General features: G+C 73.6%; 14 protein-coding genes. 6 read left to right on the top strand and 8 right to left on the bottom strand.

Features of this window, described 5'->3' with window-relative positions; translation table 11 throughout:
• Window positions 1–152: 152 nt before the first annotated feature.
• Window positions 153–929: a DUF6227 family protein gene (locus ABZ621_RS23165; protein ID WP_360607470.1), complete on the top strand. Its 777-nt coding sequence runs from the start codon at window positions 153–155 to the stop codon at window positions 927–929.
• Between the two features lie 25 nt (window positions 930–954).
• Here ABZ621_RS23165 and ABZ621_RS23160 read toward each other — a convergent pair whose 3' ends face one another.
• Window positions 955–2,016 carry a glycosyltransferase gene (locus tag ABZ621_RS23160; RefSeq protein ID WP_360607468.1) on the bottom strand — a complete coding sequence of 354 codons (1,062 nt, stop codon included), beginning with the start codon at window positions 2,014–2,016 and terminating at the stop codon, window positions 955–957.
• A gap of 340 nt (window positions 2,017–2,356) precedes the next feature.
• Between ABZ621_RS23160 and ABZ621_RS23155 the strand changes: the two genes are divergently transcribed.
• Window positions 2,357–3,550 (top strand): hypothetical protein, encoded by a 1,194-nt coding sequence (locus ABZ621_RS23155; RefSeq protein WP_360607466.1) that lies wholly within the window; start codon window positions 2,357–2,359, stop codon window positions 3,548–3,550.
• A gap of 274 nt (window positions 3,551–3,824) precedes the next feature.
• Here the strand turns inward: ABZ621_RS23155 and ABZ621_RS23150 are convergent, their stop codons facing one another.
• Window positions 3,825–5,387 (bottom strand): MFS transporter, encoded by a 1,563-nt coding sequence (locus ABZ621_RS23150; protein ID WP_360607464.1) that lies wholly within the window; start codon window positions 5,385–5,387, stop codon window positions 3,825–3,827.
• A gap of 63 nt (window positions 5,388–5,450) precedes the next feature.
• On the opposite strand from ABZ621_RS23150, the gene ABZ621_RS23145 reads away from it, so the two are divergent.
• The gene (locus ABZ621_RS23145) at window positions 5,451–6,419 is read left to right on the top strand and encodes a YafY family protein (protein WP_360607462.1); all 969 of its coding nucleotides are present in this window, start codon (window positions 5,451–5,453) and stop codon (window positions 6,417–6,419) included.
• 73 nt (window positions 6,420–6,492) lie between these two features.
• Here ABZ621_RS23145 and ABZ621_RS23140 read toward each other — a convergent pair whose 3' ends face one another.
• Window positions 6,493–7,494, bottom strand: coding sequence for a sigma-70 family RNA polymerase sigma factor (locus ABZ621_RS23140; RefSeq protein WP_360607460.1), 1,002 nt, complete (start codon window positions 7,492–7,494; stop codon window positions 6,493–6,495).
• A gap of 373 nt (window positions 7,495–7,867) precedes the next feature.
• Here ABZ621_RS23140 and ABZ621_RS23135 point away from each other — a divergent pair, with 373 nt between their 5' ends.
• A complete protein-coding gene (locus ABZ621_RS23135; protein ID WP_360607458.1) occupies window positions 7,868–8,902 on the top strand; it encodes a questin oxidase family protein in 1,035 nt (344 codons plus the stop codon).
• Between the two features lie 18 nt (window positions 8,903–8,920).
• Here the strand turns inward: ABZ621_RS23135 and ABZ621_RS23130 are convergent, their stop codons facing one another.
• Complete coding sequence (locus tag ABZ621_RS23130; protein WP_360607456.1) at window positions 8,921–9,712, bottom strand: class III extradiol ring-cleavage dioxygenase; 792 nt, start codon at window positions 9,710–9,712, stop codon at window positions 8,921–8,923.
• A gap of 102 nt (window positions 9,713–9,814) precedes the next feature.
• Between ABZ621_RS23130 and ABZ621_RS23125 the strand changes: the two genes are divergently transcribed.
• Window positions 9,815–10,327 carry a MarR family transcriptional regulator gene (locus ABZ621_RS23125; RefSeq protein WP_360607454.1) on the top strand — a complete coding sequence of 171 codons (513 nt, stop codon included), beginning with the start codon at window positions 9,815–9,817 and terminating at the stop codon, window positions 10,325–10,327.
• A gap of 58 nt (window positions 10,328–10,385) precedes the next feature.
• On the opposite strand, the gene ABZ621_RS23120 is transcribed toward ABZ621_RS23125, so the two are convergent.
• Window positions 10,386–11,927 (bottom strand): MFS transporter, encoded by a 1,542-nt coding sequence (locus tag ABZ621_RS23120; RefSeq protein ID WP_360607452.1) that lies wholly within the window; start codon window positions 11,925–11,927, stop codon window positions 10,386–10,388.
• Window positions 11,928–12,062: 135 nt separating this feature from the next.
• Entirely contained in the window at window positions 12,063–12,746 is a 684-nt protein-coding gene (locus tag ABZ621_RS23115; RefSeq protein ID WP_360607450.1) for a TetR/AcrR family transcriptional regulator, read from the bottom strand.
• A 242-nt stretch (window positions 12,747–12,988) separates the two neighbouring features.
• Here ABZ621_RS23115 and ABZ621_RS23110 point away from each other — a divergent pair, with 242 nt between their 5' ends.
• A complete protein-coding gene (locus ABZ621_RS23110) occupies window positions 12,989–14,260 on the top strand; it encodes a M6 family metalloprotease domain-containing protein (RefSeq protein WP_360607448.1) in 1,272 nt (423 codons plus the stop codon).
• Window positions 14,261–14,284: 24 nt separating this feature from the next.
• Here the strand turns inward: ABZ621_RS23110 and ABZ621_RS23105 are convergent, their stop codons facing one another.
• On the bottom strand, window positions 14,285–15,922 hold the full coding sequence (locus ABZ621_RS23105; protein ID WP_360607819.1) for a class I adenylate-forming enzyme family protein: 1,638 nt from the start codon (window positions 15,920–15,922) through the stop codon (window positions 14,285–14,287).
• A 26-nt stretch (window positions 15,923–15,948) separates the two neighbouring features.
• Complete coding sequence (locus tag ABZ621_RS23100; protein WP_360607445.1) at window positions 15,949–16,836, bottom strand: helix-turn-helix transcriptional regulator; 888 nt, start codon at window positions 16,834–16,836, stop codon at window positions 15,949–15,951.
• Window positions 16,837–17,102: the final 266 nt, after the last annotated feature.

The following is a 17,102-nucleotide window of genomic DNA, read 5'->3' as shown; positions in this document are numbered from 1 at the left end:
CTCCCGGTATCCGCGCGGGAGTCGAGGGGCTCGCGGGTGCGGGAACTTCCGCCCGGGGCCCCTCGTTTTCCGTAACCCCGACCCCGTTGTCGGACCCAGGGACTACGTTAAGCAAGCACCAAGTGACATGCGGCGACGGCCTGGAGACCCTCTTGAACGATCCGCGGGATCATCTCGATCCGTACGAGACGACCGAGACGCACGTCGAGCGGCTCCTCGGCCGGGCGCTCAACTCCTTCGACCTGCCCGACGCGATGGTGGAGCGCCTGGAGTCGGCGCTCGCCCACTCCACCGCGCTGCACTCCTCGCACCACAGCTCCACCCTGAACCGCACCACCTACCGCCACACCTATCTGCTCGCCGACGGCAGCGCCCTCGTGCTGTGGGAGCTCGCGCACAACGCGGGCCGGGACGGTGCCGAGCAGCACGAGCTGTACGCGGAGGAGGCCGAGGCCCGGCTCGCCGCGTCCCGGCTGCCCTCGGGACCGCTGCCGGAGTGGACGGTGGAGCGGTCCGACGGCCGTCCGCTGGAGGAGGACGACGACCTGGCGGCGCTCGGCGCGCTCCTCGCCCATCCGATACCGGCCCAGCCCCGGATGTACGTGCCGGACAACTCGGCGGACCACGCCCGCCGCGTCCTGCGGCGCGCGGAGAACGGCGACCGGCCCGGCGAGCGGACCGCCCGCCGGCTGCGGATCGCCTTCGGCCACCACATCACCCAGGTCTTCGGCCGCAACTGCCCGGTGGAGGGCGGCCGGGACGCCGGCTTCACCCTCTACGAGCACCAGTTCCTGCTGCTCGACGGCAGCGAGCTGAGCCTCTGGGAGGTCGAGCACACGGCCACACCGGACGGCCGGCACATGTGCGAGGTGTACGAGTCGGAGGCCGCGGCCCGCGGGGCGATGGAGGCCCGCTCCCGGGTCCGCTGACTCCCCGTCGCCCCGGGGTGCCGGCTCAGACCTGGGCCGGCACTCCGAGGGCGCGGATCGCGAACTCCCGGTTGGCGGTGGTCTGCTCACGGTAGGGCGCGGGCAGGTCGGGCAGGGCGAGGAGCCGGTCGCAGGCGGCGAGCGAGGCCGCGTGGTCGCCGACCCAGTAGGCGGTGATCGAGTACTCGAAGAGCAGCCCCCAGCGGTACACCCACGGCTGGACGAAGAGCAGGTCGTCGGTGGGCGCGGGCCGGTCGAGGGCGGTGCCGAGCAGGGCGTGCGCGGTGTGGTGCCGCTCGGCCACGCGCAGCCGCGAGGCCAGCTCGTACACCGCCTCCAGGCGCTCCGGGCGGGCCTCCCAGGCACGGACCAGGGCGTCCTGCGCGGCCGGCCAGTCGCCCGCCTCGGCGGCCAGCACCCCGGCCTGGAGCAGCGCGTAGTACACCTCCTCGGCCCAGCCGCCCATGGCCGCGCGCCGCTCGTAGAGCCCGATCGCCTCCCCGGTGCGACCCATGTCGCGCATCGTCTGGGCGAGGTAGAAGACCGTCCGGGGGTTGCCCGGGTCGCGGACGAGTTCGGCGCCGAGGAGCCGGGCGTCCCGCTCGAACTTGTCGTGCCGCGAGCCGCCGTCGGCGTGGTCCTCGATGACGAGCGCGTCCAGGTTCCGCTGCTCGTGGTCGCGGTCCGCGGTCAGGTATTCGTGGGTGACGCCCTCGTACCGCCACGGAAGGGCCGCTCTGACCAGCCGTTTGATGCGGTACTCGACCTCCCCCGCGTGGCGCAGCATGTACGCGTCGGCCGTGAGCTCCGGCAGCGGCCCGTCCTGGCGGAGCACGTGGTCGGCGTCGAGCAGCAGCAGGTAGTCGGCCCCACGGGCGCGGGCCCGGGCGATGTTCAGGCTGCGGTTGTGCCCGAAGTTCACCCACGGCTCTTCGACCAGCTCCCCCGGGACGCCGGCGAGGGCCCTTCTCACCAGGTCCTGGGTGCCGTCGGTGGAGCCGGTGTCGGAGACGACCCAGGTGTCCACGAGGTCTCGGACGGAGGCGAGGCACCGCTCGATGACCGAGGACTCGTTCTTGACGATCATGCACAAGCAGAGGGACGGCCGCATGGCAACACCACTTCTCGCGGTTCGGTCGGGGGGCGACGGTAGGCACGGGCCGGTACGGGCACGGCGGCGGCGCGCCGACCGGGGGTTCCGCGTTCCCCGGCGTGTACGCATCCGTTCGGCTGGCACCGCTACGCCAGTGCGCTGAGAGTGCCCCGGGGGCCGTCAAGGCGGCGCGACGACGGTCCGATGACCTGATGGGAAGTTCATCCCACTTCGGACTTCGAAGATCCGGATCCACCGCGGTCCCCCGCGCGGATCCCCCCCACCGGCACTCGCGCCGGCGCCGCTGGGCGCCGGCGGAGGAAGGAGCACCCTCATGCGTCCTGACCCCAGGACCCGGTCCCCGCTCGGCCCGCTGCCCCGGCGTCGCGCCTGGCTCGGCGGCGGCGCGCTCGCCTCGGTCGCGCTCGTCCTCACCGGCTTCGCGCCGACCGCCTCGGCGTGGGGCACCCCGCAGGCCCCGGCCTCGGACACGGCGGTGTCGAACCCGATGACGGGCTGCAAGACCCGGGCCCTGCCGGGCTCCGAGGCGGCCGCCTCCCTGGAGGAGATCCTGGCGCAGGCGGAGGCCGCCGCCGACCCGGCGACGGTGGCGGGCGGCTGCAAGGGCAAGACCGGCCCGACGGGACCCACCGGCCCGACCGGACCGAAGGGCCCGAAGGGCGACAAGGGCAAGACCGGCGCCACGGGCCCCACCGGCCCGACGGGCCCGACCGGCCCGAAGGGCGACAAGGGCAAGACGGGCGCCACGGGAGCGACGGGAGCGACGGGCGCCACGGGTGCCACGGGTGCCACGGGTGCGACGGGTGCCACGGGACCCGAAGGCCCGGCGGGTGCGACCGGCGCCACCGGAGCCACGGGCGCCACGGGCGCGACCGGGCCCGAGGGTCCGGCGGGTGCGACGGGTGCCACGGGTGCCACGGGCGCGACCGGGCCCGAGGGACCGACCGGAGCGACGGGCGCCACGGGCGCGACCGGCGCCACCGGCCCTGAGGGTCCCACCGGCGCGACGGGCGCGACCGGCGCCACGGGTGCCACCGGTGCGACGGGTGCGACGGGTGCCACGGGTGCCACCGGTGCGACGGGTGCGACGGGTGCCACCGGTCCGACCGGGCCCTGCAGTGACGTCGACGCCTACAACCCGGCCGAGAGCCGCGAGGTCAAGGGCGTGCTCACCAACGGGGTGACCTACGTCGGCATCCGGGACGTCACGCCGACCGTCACGCCGTTCGTGTGGACCGACCTCACCGACCCGATGCTCCACCCCAACTACCCGGCGACCGCCTGCTCGGTCTCCGTCGCGTCCCAGGCGAACCACGTCTCCATCCAGGTCCTCACGAAGGAGGGCGAGGTGTGGGAGACCCTGTGCGACATCACGACCGGCACCCCGGACGTGCTCGACTGCGTGGGCACGCCGACGGACGCGCTCGGCCCGTGGACCGAGCTCACGACGCCCGGCGCCCCGCCGCTCAACAACGCCAACCGGTTCCTCGGCTCGCTGAAGAGGTGACCTGAGCCCGACGAGGGGCGGTGCGCTCGCGGTGCGCACCGCCCCTCACGGTCCGGCCCCTCCTGTCCGGGGGCCGGTCAGGCGGCCACGGTCACCTTCGGGCCGGTGGCCGCGGCGGTGGTCTCCGTGCCCCCGGGGCCGTCCCGCGCAGGCTCTTCAGGACGATGACGAGCGCGGCGCTCACCACCGTGCCCGCGGCGATGGCGAGCAGGTACAGGAACGGGCCCCGGCCCCGGAGATCCGGGGACCGAGGCCCTTCGCGCCGTACGGAGGCTCAGGTGGCGAGCGCCGGGGCCTTCTCCACCAGGCCGTCCGGCTCTCCACCGCCCGCGCCGTCCGCGCCGTCGGCGTCCCCGCCCTCCAGGTGCTGCTTCGGGCGGGCCGGCAGGGCGAACATCACCAGGAAGATGCCGGCGAGCACCACCGCGACCCAGCCGAGCGAGTTGCGGAAGGCGTCGACGAAGGCGGCCGTGACGTCCGCCGGGACCTTGGCCGGGCCCCGGTCGTCGATCACGCCGAAGAAGACCACGGAGACCAGGCCGAGACCGATCGCGTTGCCCATCTGGCCCGTCGTGTTGATCAGGCCGGACGCCGAACCCGCGTGCTCCTTCGGGACCTCCGAGAGCACCGCGTCCGTCAGCGGCGCCACGATCAGGCCCATGCCGAGGCCCATCACCACCAGCGCCGGGATCATCTGCCAGGGCGAGATCCCCGCCTCGTACCGGCCCGCGAGGAAGAAGTAGAGCAGGATGCCCGCGACCATCGTCAGCGCGCCCGTCTGGAGCACCTTGCGGCCGAAGCGCGGCACGAGGAGCTGCACCGACAGGCCGGCCGCCACCGAGACCGCGATCGAGAACGGCACGCCGGTCAGACCCGCCCTGAGGGCGCTCCAGCCGAGGCCGATCTGCATGTAGAGCGTCCACACCAGGAAGAAGACGCCGAGCACGATGCCGAAGGTCAGCTGCACGGCGATGCCCGCGGCGAAGGACTTCACGCGGAACAGCGAGAGCTCGACCAGCGGGGAGCCGTCCTTCCGCGTCTTGTACCGCTCGTACGCGACGAGGGCGCCGAAGACCAGCGGGCTGGCCGCCATCATCAGGTGGCCCCACAGCGGCCAGTCGAGCTCGCGGCCCCGGGTCAGCGGGTAGATCAGCAGGAGCAGCGCGGCCGTGACGAGCACGACGCCGACCAGGTCGAGGCGGAGCGCCTTCGGCGCCTTCGACTCGATGATGTACTTCCGGCCGAGGATCAGGGCGGCGACGCCGACCGGAAGGTTGATCAGGAAGATCGGGCGCCACTCCAGGCCCGCGATGTTCCACTCCGTGAGCAGCGCGCCGAGCAGCGGGCCGGAGACCGCGCCGAGGCCGACGACCGCGCCGAACATGCCGAAGACCTTGCCGCGCTCGTGCGCGGGGAAGGTGACGTGGACGATCGACAGCACCTGCGGCACCATCATCGCCGCCGCCGCGCCCTGGAGGAGGCGGGAGGCGACCAGCATCTCCGGGTTCGCGGCGAGGCCGCACAGGGCGGAGGCGAGCGTGAAGCCCGCGGTGCCGAGGAGGAAGAGCCGCTTGCGGCCGTAGATGTCGCCGAGGCGGCCGCCGGTGATCAGGCCGGCGGCGAAGGCCAGCGCGTAGCCGGCGGTGATCCACTGGATCGCGCCGAAGCTCGCGCCGAGGTCGTGCTCGATGCTGGGGATCGCGATGTTCACGATCGTGGCGTCGACCAGGTCCATGAAGGCGGCCGTCATGACGATGGCCAGGGCGATCCAGCGTCTGCTGTCCCCCGTGGTGGTGCTGTCCGCCCCCGTGGCGGCGTCGGTCTCGTGTGCGCTCATGGAAGGAACCATAGGAGTGATGTAGGTCAGGTTGCGTCCTATTTCTGCCGCATGCTGGTCGGCATGACGGACACTCCGGCACGACTCCTGACTCTGCTCTCGCTCCTCCAGACGCCGCGCGAGTGGCCCGGCAGCGAGCTCGCCGAACGGCTCGCGGTCTCCGCGCGCACGATCCGACGCGACATCGACCGGCTGCGGGAGCTGGGCTATCCCGTGGAGGCGACGAAGGGGGCGGTGGGCGGCTACCGGCTCGTCGCGGGTGCGGCGATGCCGCCGCTGCTCCTCGACGACGAGGAGGCCGTCGCCATCGCCGTCGGCCTGCGGGCCGGGGCGGGGCACGCCGTCGAGGGCGTCGAGGAGGCGTCGGTACGGGCCCTGGCGAAGCTGGAGCAGGTGCTGCCGGCGCGGCTGCGGCACCGGGTCTCCACGCTGCAGGCGGCGACTCTGCCGCTGACCCGGGGGGACGGGGCGACCGTCGCGCCGTCCACGCTGACGACGATCGCCGGCGCGGTCACCGGGCACGAGCGGCTGCGGTTCGGGTACCGGGCGCGGGCCGGGGAGGAGTCGAAGCGGCTGGTCGAGCCGTACCGGCTGGTGTCGACGGGCAGCCGGTGGTACCTCGTGGCATACGACCTCGGGCGCGAGGACTGGCGGACGTTCCGGGTCGACCGGGTGTCGGATCCGCTCGCGACCGGCGCGCGGTTCGCTCCGCGGGAGCTGCCGGAGGGGGACGCGGGGGCGTATCTGGTGCGGTCGATGGCGCGGGCGTACGGGGAGGGCGAGCGGGAGGTGGAGCTGGACGTGGAGTTCGCGGCGCCGCTGGAGAAGGTGGTCGCGGCGCTGCCGGCGCACCTCGTACCGGTCGCGACCGGGCCCGACTCCTGCCGCCTCCGGGCCCGGGTGACCGACTCCGTCGACTGGCTGGCCGTCCGCCTGGCGCTCCTGGGGCTCGACTTCACGATCCACGCGCCGGCGTCCCTCCGCGACCGCCTGGGCCTTCTGGCGGCCCGCCTGGCGAACGCGACCCGCTGACCCGCACCCCGCCCGCACCGGAGCCGAGCCCCCGCCGGGTCTGCGGGCGGGGGCTCCCGGCCTGTCGTGCGGGTCAGGCGACCGCGTCGAAGCCGGTGTCCCGGGCCATCTTCTTCAGTTCCAGGAGGGCGTGCTTCTCGATCTGGCGGATGCGCTCGCGTGTGAGGCCGTGCTCCTTGCCGACCTCCGTGAGCGTCCGCTCGCGGCCGTCCTCGATGCCGTACCGCATGCGGATGATCGAGGCGGTCCGGTGGTCGAGCTTGTCGATGAGGTCGTCGAGTTCCTCGCTGCGCAGCAGGGTGAGGACCGACTGCTCGGGGGAGATCGCGGAGGTGTCCTCGAGGAGGTCGCCGAACTGGGTCTCGCCCTCGTCGTCCACCGACATGTTCAGGGAGACCGGGTCGCGCGCCCAGTCCAGGACGTCCGTGACCCGCTCCGGGGTCGAGCCCAGCTCCTCCGCGACCTCCGCGGGCTCGGGCTCGCGGCCGTGTTCGCGGTTGAACTCGCGCTGGACGCGGCGGATCCGGCCCAGCTCCTCCACCAGGTGGACGGGGAGCCGGATGGTGCGGGACTGGTCGGCGATGGACCGGGTGATGGCCTGGCGGATCCACCACGTGGCGTACGTGGAGAACTTGAAGCCCTTCGCGTAGTCGAACTTCTCGACCGCGCGCACCAGGCCCGCGTTCCCCTCCTGGATCAGGTCGAGCAGGGGCAGCCCGCTGCGCGGGTAGCGCCGGGCCACGGCCACGACGAGCCGCAGGTTGGACTTGATGAAGAGGTCCTTCGCGCGCTCGCCCTCCTCGACCAGCGCTTCGAGCTCCTCGCGGGTCGCCTCGCCGGCCTCGCTCTCGGCCGCGCCTTCGAGGATCTGCCGGGCGTAGACGCCCGCCTCGATGGTCTGGGAGAGCTCGACCTCCTTGGCGGCGTCGAGCAGGGGCGTGCGCGCGATCTCGTCGAGGTACATGCCGACCAGGTCGCGGTCGGCGATCTCCCCGCCCACGGCGCGAACGCTGCTTGCCCGGCCGCCCCCGCTCTTGGCGGTGGACTGACGACGGGCGACGGCACGGGTTGCCATGCGTGCTCCCTTGCTGAGTAGGTCGCGACACCCTTGCGGGTGCCCTGCATCCGACGGAAACAACGACCGGAATCGGGACAGAATTCCCAGGAGGCTCAGGATTTTCGCGATCATGCAGTATCCTGCGCGGCCCCTGCCCCGCCCGGCGGACCGTCGTCCGCGTGGATGTGCAGGTCAGGGGCGTCCCTGGGCGCCTCGTGGGCTTCCGACCTCGCTGTCGGTGAGACGGGCGTCACATTGTCGAGCTGTTCCTCGCCTCTCCCCTTCTACGACTTCTACGACGCCGCTTCCCCGGCCCCAGGTTGCCTCCGTCCTGCGGTGTAGGTCGCTCGGCCGTTACCCGCCCTGCCCTCCCGGGCCTACCGTCCCGGGCATGGACACCGAAACGGACACCGACACGGACACCACCGGCATCCTCGACGAGGCTCTCGAACGGCTTCACTCCACCGGCCCCGAGCGGCACGGGTGGCTCACCAATCACGCGCCGATGGCGGTGGAGGCGCTGGCCCGGCACGGGCACGCGGCGGCCGTGCACCGCTGGCTGGACGCGTACGCGCCGAAGCTGGAGGAGGCCCCGGCGCCGTACGCCCCGGTGACCGCCGCGAACTGGCGGGAGGCACTCGGCGATCCGGTCCGGATCACGGACTGGACCCGCTTCTTCGCCCACGAGCTGGCGGGCCGGCCGTGGCGGGAGGTGCTCGCGGAGTGGTGGCCCCGGCTGCTGCCCGGCATCGCGGGCAGCGCGACGCATCCGGTGATCCGCACCGGGCACGCCGTACGGACCCTGCTCGCGCCCGGCGGGGAGACGGAGCCCCGGCGGGCGGAGCTGGCGCACGCGCTCGGCTACTGGGCCGCCCGCCACCAGCCGCTGCCGCCGCTCGCCCCGCTGGCCGCCGCCCCGGACGCGGCCGCCGCGCTCGCCGCCGTACCGCCGGTCCCGGTACAGGAGGGCGGGATCCGGGAGCGGCTCGCGCAGCTGACGGCCTTCCCCGTCTGGGGCGGGGCGGCCGGCCCGGAGGCGGCGCGGGAGCTGCTCGGCGAGCTGGTGACCGCGGCCGTGCACCGGTACGCGACGCACGGGCACGGGGAGCCGGTCATGCTGGTGCACGCGGCGACGGCGCCGAACGCGGTGCTGCGGACGCTGCCCGCGCTGCCCCGCGCCCTGTGGGTGCCGAGCCTGGAGGCGGCGTGGGCGGCCTCGGCGGCGGTGACGGCCGCTTACACCCCGCGGGAGGGCGTCGTGAACGCCGGGACGGGGCTCGCGCCGGAGGAGGTGTTCGCGCGGGCGGCGGCGCACGGCGACGACCACACGATCAAGTTCACCGACACCGCCCTGGACGTCGGCGGGCCGCTCGCGCTGGCCGCCGCCGTCCGGTCGGTGGAGCTGAACCCGCCCGCGTACGGATAGGGACCGGCGCCGGGCGGCTCAGCCGAACTGGACGGAGCGCTTTGCGAGGCCCATCCAGAAGCCGTCGATCACCGAGCGTTCGGCGTCGAGGTCGCCGGCCGCGTCCGCCGCGCCCAGGGTGACGAAGAGCGGGGCGAAGTGCTCCGTGCGGGGGTGGGCGAGGCGGCCGGCCGGGGACTTGTGCGTGAAGTCGAGCAGGGCGTCCACGTCCCGGGCGGCGAGGGCCTCGTGGCCCCAGGCGTCGAACTCGGCGGACCAGCCGGGCACGCCGCCGCCGGTGTGGCGGAGGGCGGCGAGGTTGTGGGTGAAGAAGCCGCTGCCGACGATCAGCACGCCCTCGTCGCGCAGCGGGGCCAGCTTGCGGCCGATGTCCATGAGCCGGCGCGGGTCGAGGGTGGGCATGGAGATCTGCAGGACCGGGATGTCGGCGGCGGGGTACATCTCGACGAGGGGGACGTACGCGCCGTGGTCGAGGCCCCGGTCGGGGATGTCCTGCACGGGCGTGCCGGGCGAGCGGAGCAGCGCGCGGACCGACGCGGCGAGTCCGGGGGCGCCGGGGGCCTCGTACCGTACCCGGTAGTAGTGCTCGGGGAAGCCCCAGAAGTCGTAGACGAGGGGGATGGTCTCGGTGGCGCCGAGGGCGAGCGGGGCCTCCTCCCAGTGGGCGGAGACCATGAGGATCGCCTTGGGGCGGGGCAGCCCGGCGGACCAGGCGGCGAGCTCGCCGGGCCAGACCGGGTCGTCGGCGAGCGGCGGGGCGCCGTGGGACAGGTAGAGCGCGGGCATCCGCACGTCGGGGGCGGTGTCCATGGCGGGCCTCCGTTTCACAGCCGGTTCCAGACGCTTGAAGTTTCAAGCTCTCTGGGTGCAGCGTAAACCTACATAGTTCAACTTTCAAGGACGGGTCGTACGATGGGTGACATGGGAGACAGGACCGAAACCGGACCCCGCTGGCTCAGCGACGGCGAACAGTGCGTCTGGCGCTCGTACCTCCACGCCACCACGCTCCTGGAGGATCACCTCGACCGCCAGCTGCAGCGCGACGCGGGCATGCCGCACGTCTACTACGGCCTGCTCGTCCAGCTCTCCCAGGCCCCGCGCCGCCGGCTGCGGATGACCGAGCTCGCCAGGAGCGCCAAGATCACCCGCTCCCGGCTCTCGCACGCGATCGCCCGCCTGGAGAAGAACGGCTGGGTCCGGCGCGAGGACTGCCCGTCCGACAAGCGCGGCCAGTTCGCGCTCCTCACCGACGAGGGCGTGGAGGTGCTGCGGCGCACCGCCCCCGGGCACGTGGAGGCGGTGCGGCAGGCGATGTTCGACCGGCTCAGCCCCGAGCAGGTCGAACAGCTCGGGACGATCATGCGGGTGATGGCCGAGGGCCTCGAACCGACGGGCCCGGACGCGGACCTGCCCTGGCTCCGCTGAGCGGGACCAGGGCAGGGAACCTCCGGGGATCTCCGGGGATCTTCGGGGATCGCGGGGGTCAGTGGGCGATGACCGGGACCTTCACCTCGTCGTCCGCGCCCGCGCCGGAGCCGGCGACCACGCCCGTGTCCGGCTTCCCGGTGGTGATCAGCACGGCCGCGATGGCCGAGGAGACCACCAGGATGCCGACCGCCCACCAGATCGCGGCGGTGTAGCCCTCGACCATGCCCTGGAGCTGGAGCAGCTTCTGGGCGGCCGGGGTGGTGGCGCCGGCCGCGTGGTCGACGAGGTACGCGGTCGTCGCCGAGGCGGCGATCGTGTTCAGCAGGGCCGTACCGATGGCGCCGCCGACCTGCTGCGAGGTGTTCACCATCGCGGAGGCCACACCGGCGTCCTTCGGGTCCACGCCGTGCGTGGCGAGCGACATGGCCGGCATGAAGGCCGTGCCCATGCCGAGGCCGAGCAGCAGCTGCGCGGGCAGGATCAGGCCGGCGTACGAGGTGCCGACCTCCAGCTGGGTCAGGAGCAGCATGCCGACGGCGGCGGTCAGGAAGCCGGGGGCCATGAGCAGCCGCGGCGGGACCCGGGTCATCAGGCGCGTGCCGATCTGGGTCGAGCCGATGATCATGCCCGCGATCATGGGCAGGAACGCGAAGCCCGTCATGACCGGCGAGTAGCCCTTCACGACCTGCAGGTAGTAGGTCAGGAAGAGGAAGAGGCCGAACATCGCGATGACGGCGAGGCCGAGCGAGAGGTAGACGCCGCCGCGGTTGCGGTCGGTGAGGACGCGCAGCGGCAGCAGCGGGTTCTTCACGTTCGCCTCGACGAGCACGAAGGCACCGAGCAGCACCACCGCGCCGACGAACATGCCGATCGTGCCGGCGTCGCTCCAGCCCGCGGACTCGGCGCGGGTGAAGCCGTAGACGAGCGCGACCAGACCCAGGGTGGAGAGGATCACGCCGGGGATGTCGAGCGCGGAGCGGTTGCGGCCGCCGGCCGGCTCGCGGATCACCAGGTACGCGCCGATGGCGGCGACGATCGCGAACGGGATGTTGACGAAGAAGGTCCAGCGCCAGTTCAGGTACTCGGTGAGGAAGCCGCCGAGGATCAGGCCGACGGCGCCGCCGCCACCGGCGATCGCGCCGTAGATGCCGAAGGCCTTGGCGCGCTCCTTGGCGTCGGTGAAGGTCACCGCGAGCAGCGAGAGCGCGGCGGGCGCGAGCAGCGCGCCGAAGGCGCCCTGGAGCGCGCGGGCCCCGAGCATCATGGCCTCGCCGGTCGCCGCGCCGCCGAGGGCGGAGGCGGCGGCGAAGCCGATCAGACCGACGACGAAGGCGCGCTTGCGGCCCCAGAGGTCGGCGATGCGGCCGCCGAAGAGCAGCAGACCGCCGAAGGCGAGGGCGTAGGCCGTGATGACCCACTGGCGGTTGCCGTCCGATATGCCGAGGTCCTGCTGGGCGGAGGGGAGGGCGATGTTCACGATGGTCGCGTCGAGCACGACCATCAGCTGGGCGAGGGCGATGAAGACGAGTGCCTTCCAGCGACCGGGGTCGGGCTGGGAAGCGGCCGTCGACCGGGGAGTGCCGGCGGTTTCGGGCATGGGGGTAGCCACCTCTTGGTGCGTAGGTGAAGAAAAAGGACGTTCTGGAAAAGTTCGGGGGCCTTCAGGACTCGCGGCCGGAGCCCTGGAAGCAGCTCAGCGGAGGCCTGGAAGCAGCTCAGCGGAGGCCTGGCGTCACGCCTCCCGCCTCAGGTCTCCCAGGGTCGCCGGGGCGCCCTCCAGGGTGGAACGGGCGGGTGCCTCCAGGCCGTCGAGGAAGAGCTGGAGGTGGCGGTGGACGAAGGGGGCGAAGTCCTCGCAGCCGCTGCCCGGCAGCGGCCGGGTCAGCTGGGAGACGCCGATCATCAGGTCGCTGACGGCGATGTCGGCGCGGAGCCGGCCGGCCGCCTGGGCCCGCCGGACGAGGCCCTCGACGGCCTCCTCCAGGCGCTCGCGCTCGACGACCAGGTCGGGATGGTCCTTGTCGAAGGTGCCGTCGAGCATCGGACAGAGCGCGCCGACCCGCTCGTCGGCCGCCTCGTGCGCGAAGCGGCTGACGGCGGCGAAGGTGTCACCCTCCTCGGCGGCGGCCCGCTCGGCCCGCTCGGTGAGCCGGCCGAGGATCGACAGGACGACCTCGTGGACGAGCTCGGGGCGCTCGGGGAAGTTCCGGTAGAGCGTGGCGTTGCCGACGCCGGCCCGGCGCGCGATCTCGTCGTAGGGCACGGCGCAGCCGAACTCCACGAACATCTCGCGGGCCGCCGCGACCAGCCGTTCGCGGTTGCGCAGCGCGTCGGCGCGGGGCCGGGGCACCCGGCGCGCGGGGGCCTCCCCCGTCGCGCCCCGTCCCGCGGGGGCTCCTCCGTCGGTGCGGATCACGCCACGACCTCCTCGACCTTTCGAGCCATCCGGGGAAACGCTCCCCACTTCATCGGACTCTCTCCTAAACGGGGAAGGAATCCCCGGTTATTTCGGACCACGCTGTGACCTAGGTCACAGGAACGTTCGGTGGGCGGATACCCACGATCGGTCCACCCGGCGCGCGCCCCCGCCCGCCTCCGCACAGGCTGATCGCACGGCGCACCACGCCGCTGACCTGGCCCCGACCGGAAGGCGACCGCATGCAGCACACCCGCCGGCGGATACGCAGACCGGTCGCCCTCGCGGCGACCTCGGCCCTGATGCTCACCGTGCTCGTCTCGGCGAGCACCACGCTCCCCGGGCCCGCCCCGGCCTCGGCCGGCCCGGTGGCCGCCGCGCCGGACACCACCCGGCTCGGACCGTGCCGCATCGCCACCACCCTGGGTGTGCAGATGTCGGAAGGGCTGCCGACCGCCCCCGGGTACGCCCGCTCCACCGGCCGGATCCGCGCGCTGACCCTCATGGTCGACTTCCCCGACGCCCGGGGCGACGGCACGGCCATGGCCCGCTTCCGGGAGTTCTTCCCGCAGACCTCCGACTGGTTCCGGGTCAGCTCCTACGGCCGGCTCCAGTACCGGGCCGAGACCCCGGTATCCGACTGGCTGCGGATGCCGCGGCCGTTCTCCTCGTACGGGATCGAGCGCGGCGCCCCCTACGAGCCGGGCTACCGCTCCTTCGTCGAGGACATCGTGAAGGCGGCCGACCCCAAGGTCGACTTCAGCGCCTACGACCTGGTCAACGTGCTGGTCACGCCGAACGCCGGCCCCTCCGCCCTCGACACGGTCCTCTCCGTGACCTTCTCCGGGAACGACGACGCCCCCTACGCCGACGGCGTCCCGCTCGCCAACACGTCCTTCGTCTACAGCCGCCAGGACGACGGCTCCGGCAGCTACGCCGAGACCGGCTACCGCGTCCTGCCCCACGAGAACGGGCACGTCTTCGGCCTGCCCGACCTCTACACCGCCGATGGCGGCGGCACGGTCGGCCACTGGGACATCATGTCCGAGGACTGGGGGGCCAACAACGACCTCCTCGGCTGGCACAAGTGGAAGCTCGGCTGGCTCGACAACGACCAGATCCGCTGCGCCTCCGCCACCGGCACCAGCGACCACCTGCTGACCCCGCTGGCCCTCGCCGGCGGCCCCAAGGTGGTCTTCGTCCCGCTCTCCGACACCACCGGCTACGCCGTCGAGGTCCGCACCCGCGAGGGCAACGACGAGGCCGTCTGCGAACCGGGCGTGCTCGTCTACCGCGTCGAGGCCGACGTCGACACCGGCCACGGCCCCGTCACCGTCGCCGACAGCGACCGCACCAGCGGCGGCTGCACCCGCCGCCCCAACGTCCACGCCGAACTCTCCGACGCCCCCTTCCGCCCCGGCGAGACCTTCACCGACCGCGCCAACGGCATCCGGATAGGCGTCCTCGACGAGGACGCGGCCGGCAACTTCCGCGTCCGCGTCAGCCGGGGCTGAACGCGCGGGACGAGCCCCTGCGGCTCAGCCCCTGAGGCCGTCGGAGCCGCCGGGGCCTCCGGGGCCGCCGACGGGTGCGAGCAGTCCCCGCAGCTCGCCCTTGAGGACCTTGCCGCCGCCGTTGCGCGGCAGCGGCTCGTCCCGCACGAGGACGTGCGCGGGCACCTTGAAGGCGGCGAGCCGCTCCCCCACGTGCGCCCGCAGCTCCCCGGCACCGGCCGCCGCCCCCGGCCGGAGCCGCACGACCGCCCCGACCTCCTCGCCGAGCAGCGGGTGCGGCACCCCCACGACGGCCGCGTCGACCACGTCCGGATGCTCCTGGAGCACCCCCTCGACCTCGACGCAGTACACGTTCTCGCCGCCCCTGACCACCATGTCGGTGAGCCGGTCGACGATCGACACCCGCCCGTCCGCGTCCATCCGCGCCAGGTCGCCGGTGCGGAACCAGCCGCCGGGCGCGAACGCGGCGCGGGTCGCCTCCTCGTTCCGCCAGTACCCCCGGAACAGCGACTGCCCGCGCACCCACAGCTCGCCGACGCCGTCGGCGCCCGGCGCCTCCACCCGCGCCTCGGTCGCCGGCGAGGGCCGGCCCACGCTCCCCGGGTGCTCCCGGTACTCGTCGCCCGTGTTCGCGAAGATCCCGCCGCAGGTCTCGGTGAGCCCGTACCCGTTCCGCGGCTGGATCCGCTCCCCGTACGCCTCCGCGAGCCCGGCGACGATCCCCGGCGGGGCGGCCGCCCCGCCGCTGCTCAGCTGCACCAGGGTCTCCAGCGGGTCGCCGCTCTCGCGGGCCAGCGCGAGGAGCTGGAGCGCCGTCGTCGGCACCCCCGCGTAGTGGGTGACGCGGTGCTCGCGGATCAGCTCCAGGGCCCGCCCGGCATCCCACTTCCGCATCGTCACCAGCGTCCCGCCGCCCGCCATCACTCCGTACAGCGCGGTGAACGCGGCCACGTGGAAGAACGGATACGTCATCAGCGACACGACCGGCGCCCCGCCGCCCGGCCGCTCCCCCCGCGCCGCGGCCGCCGCCGCCGCGAAGTACCGCGGATGGACGGCCGCCCCGGCCTGCGCGAGGTGCGTGGCGACGGCCCCCTTCGGGCGGCCCGTGGTCCCCGAGGTGTAGAAGATCGTCGCGTCGTCCTCGCCCGACACCTCGACGTCCGGCGGCCCGAGCAGCGGGTCGTCGTCGGCCTCGTACGCGGCGAACCCCGGCCGCGCCCCGCCCCGGAAGACGATCCCCGGCACCCCGGCCGCCGCCGCCCAGTCCGCCACCCGCTCCGCCCGCTCGCCGTCCACGAGCAACAGCCGGGGTCCGCAGTCGTCCAGCGCGTGCGCGAACTCCGCCTCACGCCACCAGGAGTTCAGCGGCACGGCGACCAGCCCCGCCAACTGCACGGCCCAGAAGGCGACCTGCCACTCCGGCACGTTCCGCATCGCGACCACGACCCGGTCCCCGCGCCCCAGCCCGTACTCCCCCACCAGGCGCCGCGCGAGACCACAGGTCTCGTCGAAGAACTCCCGGTAGGTGACGGGACCGTCCTCCGAGACCAGGAAGACCCGGTCCCCGAACGCCCAGACCGCCTCCACGAACTCCCGCAGCGTCCTCGGCCCCCGGACGTACACCCCGTCCCGCGCCTCGAACAGCCCCCCGGCCGCGCTCAGCCGCCCGACCTCGTCCCTCTCCTCCCTCACCGGCCCTCACCGGACGCCTCGGAGCGGTCGGAGTGATCGGAGTGGAGGGTCGTGGACAGCAGCCGGAGCGCCGCCTCCGCCGGCGAGTCCTCCGGGGCGGTGTACACGAGCATGCGGTGACCCGTGCCGTCGCTCAGCCGCAGGTTCTCGAAGTCCAGGGTGAGCGCCCCCACCACCGGATGCCGCAGGGCCCGCGAACCCGTCGTGCAGTCCCGCACCGGATGCTCGGCCCACAGGTCCGCGAAGTCCTCGCTCTGGATCATCAGCGAGCCGATCAGCTCCGCCAGCGCCCGGTCCTCCGGGCAGCGCCCGGCCACCAGCCGGAGCGCGGCCAGGGAGATCCGGGCCTCGTCCCGCCAGTTCACGTACAGGTCACGGGTGTGCGGGTCGAGGAACAGCATCCGGGTGAGGTTCGGCCGGTTCTCCGGGTCCTCCGGGCTCGCCGGGTCGAGGTGGCCGGCGAGCAGCACGTGCCCGAGCGGGTTCCACGCCAGCACGTCGTTGCGCCGGTCCAGGACGACCGCCGGCACGTCCGGCATCGCCTTCAGCAGCCTGCGCGTCGTGTCCCGCACCCGCTCCGGCACGGACGACGCCACCCGGTGCGTACGCGGCGGCCGGGCCAGGTTCCGCAGGTGCGTGTGCTCGTCCGGGGTCAGCCGCAGGGCACGCCCGAGCGCGTCGAGGACGCTGTCCGAGGCGTTGGTGCTCTGCCCCTGCTCCAGGTGCGTGTAGTAGGTGATGCTGACCCCGGCGATCAGGGCCAGTTCCTCGCGGCGCAGCCCCGGCACCCGGCGGCGGCCGTGCGCCGGCAGACCGACGTCCTCGGGCCGCAGCTGCGCGCGGCGGTTGCGGAGGAATTCGCCCAGGGCGGTGGGGGTGTCCATGGCCCCAGTGTGCCGGGACGGCGGGCGGAACGGGGAGCCGAAGGTGGCCTTGTGAGTGCTAGCTTCCGCGGCGCTGGCGACACCACGGGGCTGGGTAACGCGCTCCGACCGCAGCAGAGTCGTTTCCGGAAGGCCCGTCGGGGCCGTTCACCCCTCACCTCACCGGAAAGGCTGGTTGGTCATGTCGGTTGTCGAGAGTGCGCGTCCGGGTCCGGACGCGAGCGCGGCGGCGAGTGGTGGTGCCGGTGAGCCGGTGCCGGACAGGC

It is taken from the genome of Streptomyces sp. NPDC007863 (assembly GCF_040633895.1).
Lineage (GTDB): Bacteria > Actinomycetota > Actinomycetes > Streptomycetales > Streptomycetaceae > Streptomyces.
Note: the sequence above shows the minus strand (reverse complement) of the source record. Positions and strands in the feature narration are given on the sequence as shown.

Bases quoted from the DNA above. Each gene is read 5' to 3' on its own strand.
- ABZ621_RS23160 (WP_360607468.1), bottom strand. From the start codon at position 2,016: ATGATCGTCAAGAACGAGTCCTCGGTCATCGAGCGGTGCCTCGCCTCC.
- ABZ621_RS23155 (WP_360607466.1), top strand. From the start codon at position 2,357: ATGCGTCCTGACCCCAGGACCCGGTCCCCGCTCGGCCCGCTGCCCCGG.
- ABZ621_RS23150 (WP_360607464.1), bottom strand. From the start codon at position 5,387: ATGAGCGCACACGAGACCGACGCCGCCACGGGGGCGGACAGCACCACC.
- ABZ621_RS23145 (WP_360607462.1), top strand. From the start codon at position 5,451: ATGACGGACACTCCGGCACGACTCCTGACTCTGCTCTCGCTCCTCCAG.
- ABZ621_RS23140 (WP_360607460.1), bottom strand. From the start codon at position 7,494: ATGGCAACCCGTGCCGTCGCCCGTCGTCAGTCCACCGCCAAGAGCGGG.
- ABZ621_RS23135 (WP_360607458.1), top strand. From the start codon at position 7,868: ATGGACACCGAAACGGACACCGACACGGACACCACCGGCATCCTCGAC.
- ABZ621_RS23130 (WP_360607456.1), bottom strand. From the start codon at position 9,712: ATGGACACCGCCCCCGACGTGCGGATGCCCGCGCTCTACCTGTCCCAC.
- ABZ621_RS23125 (WP_360607454.1), top strand. From the start codon at position 9,815: ATGGGTGACATGGGAGACAGGACCGAAACCGGACCCCGCTGGCTCAGC.
- ABZ621_RS23120 (WP_360607452.1), bottom strand. From the start codon at position 11,927: ATGCCCGAAACCGCCGGCACTCCCCGGTCGACGGCCGCTTCCCAGCCC.
- ABZ621_RS23110 (WP_360607448.1), top strand. From the start codon at position 12,989: ATGCAGCACACCCGCCGGCGGATACGCAGACCGGTCGCCCTCGCGGCG.
- ABZ621_RS23100 (WP_360607445.1), bottom strand. From the start codon at position 16,836: ATGGACACCCCCACCGCCCTGGGCGAATTCCTCCGCAACCGCCGCGCG.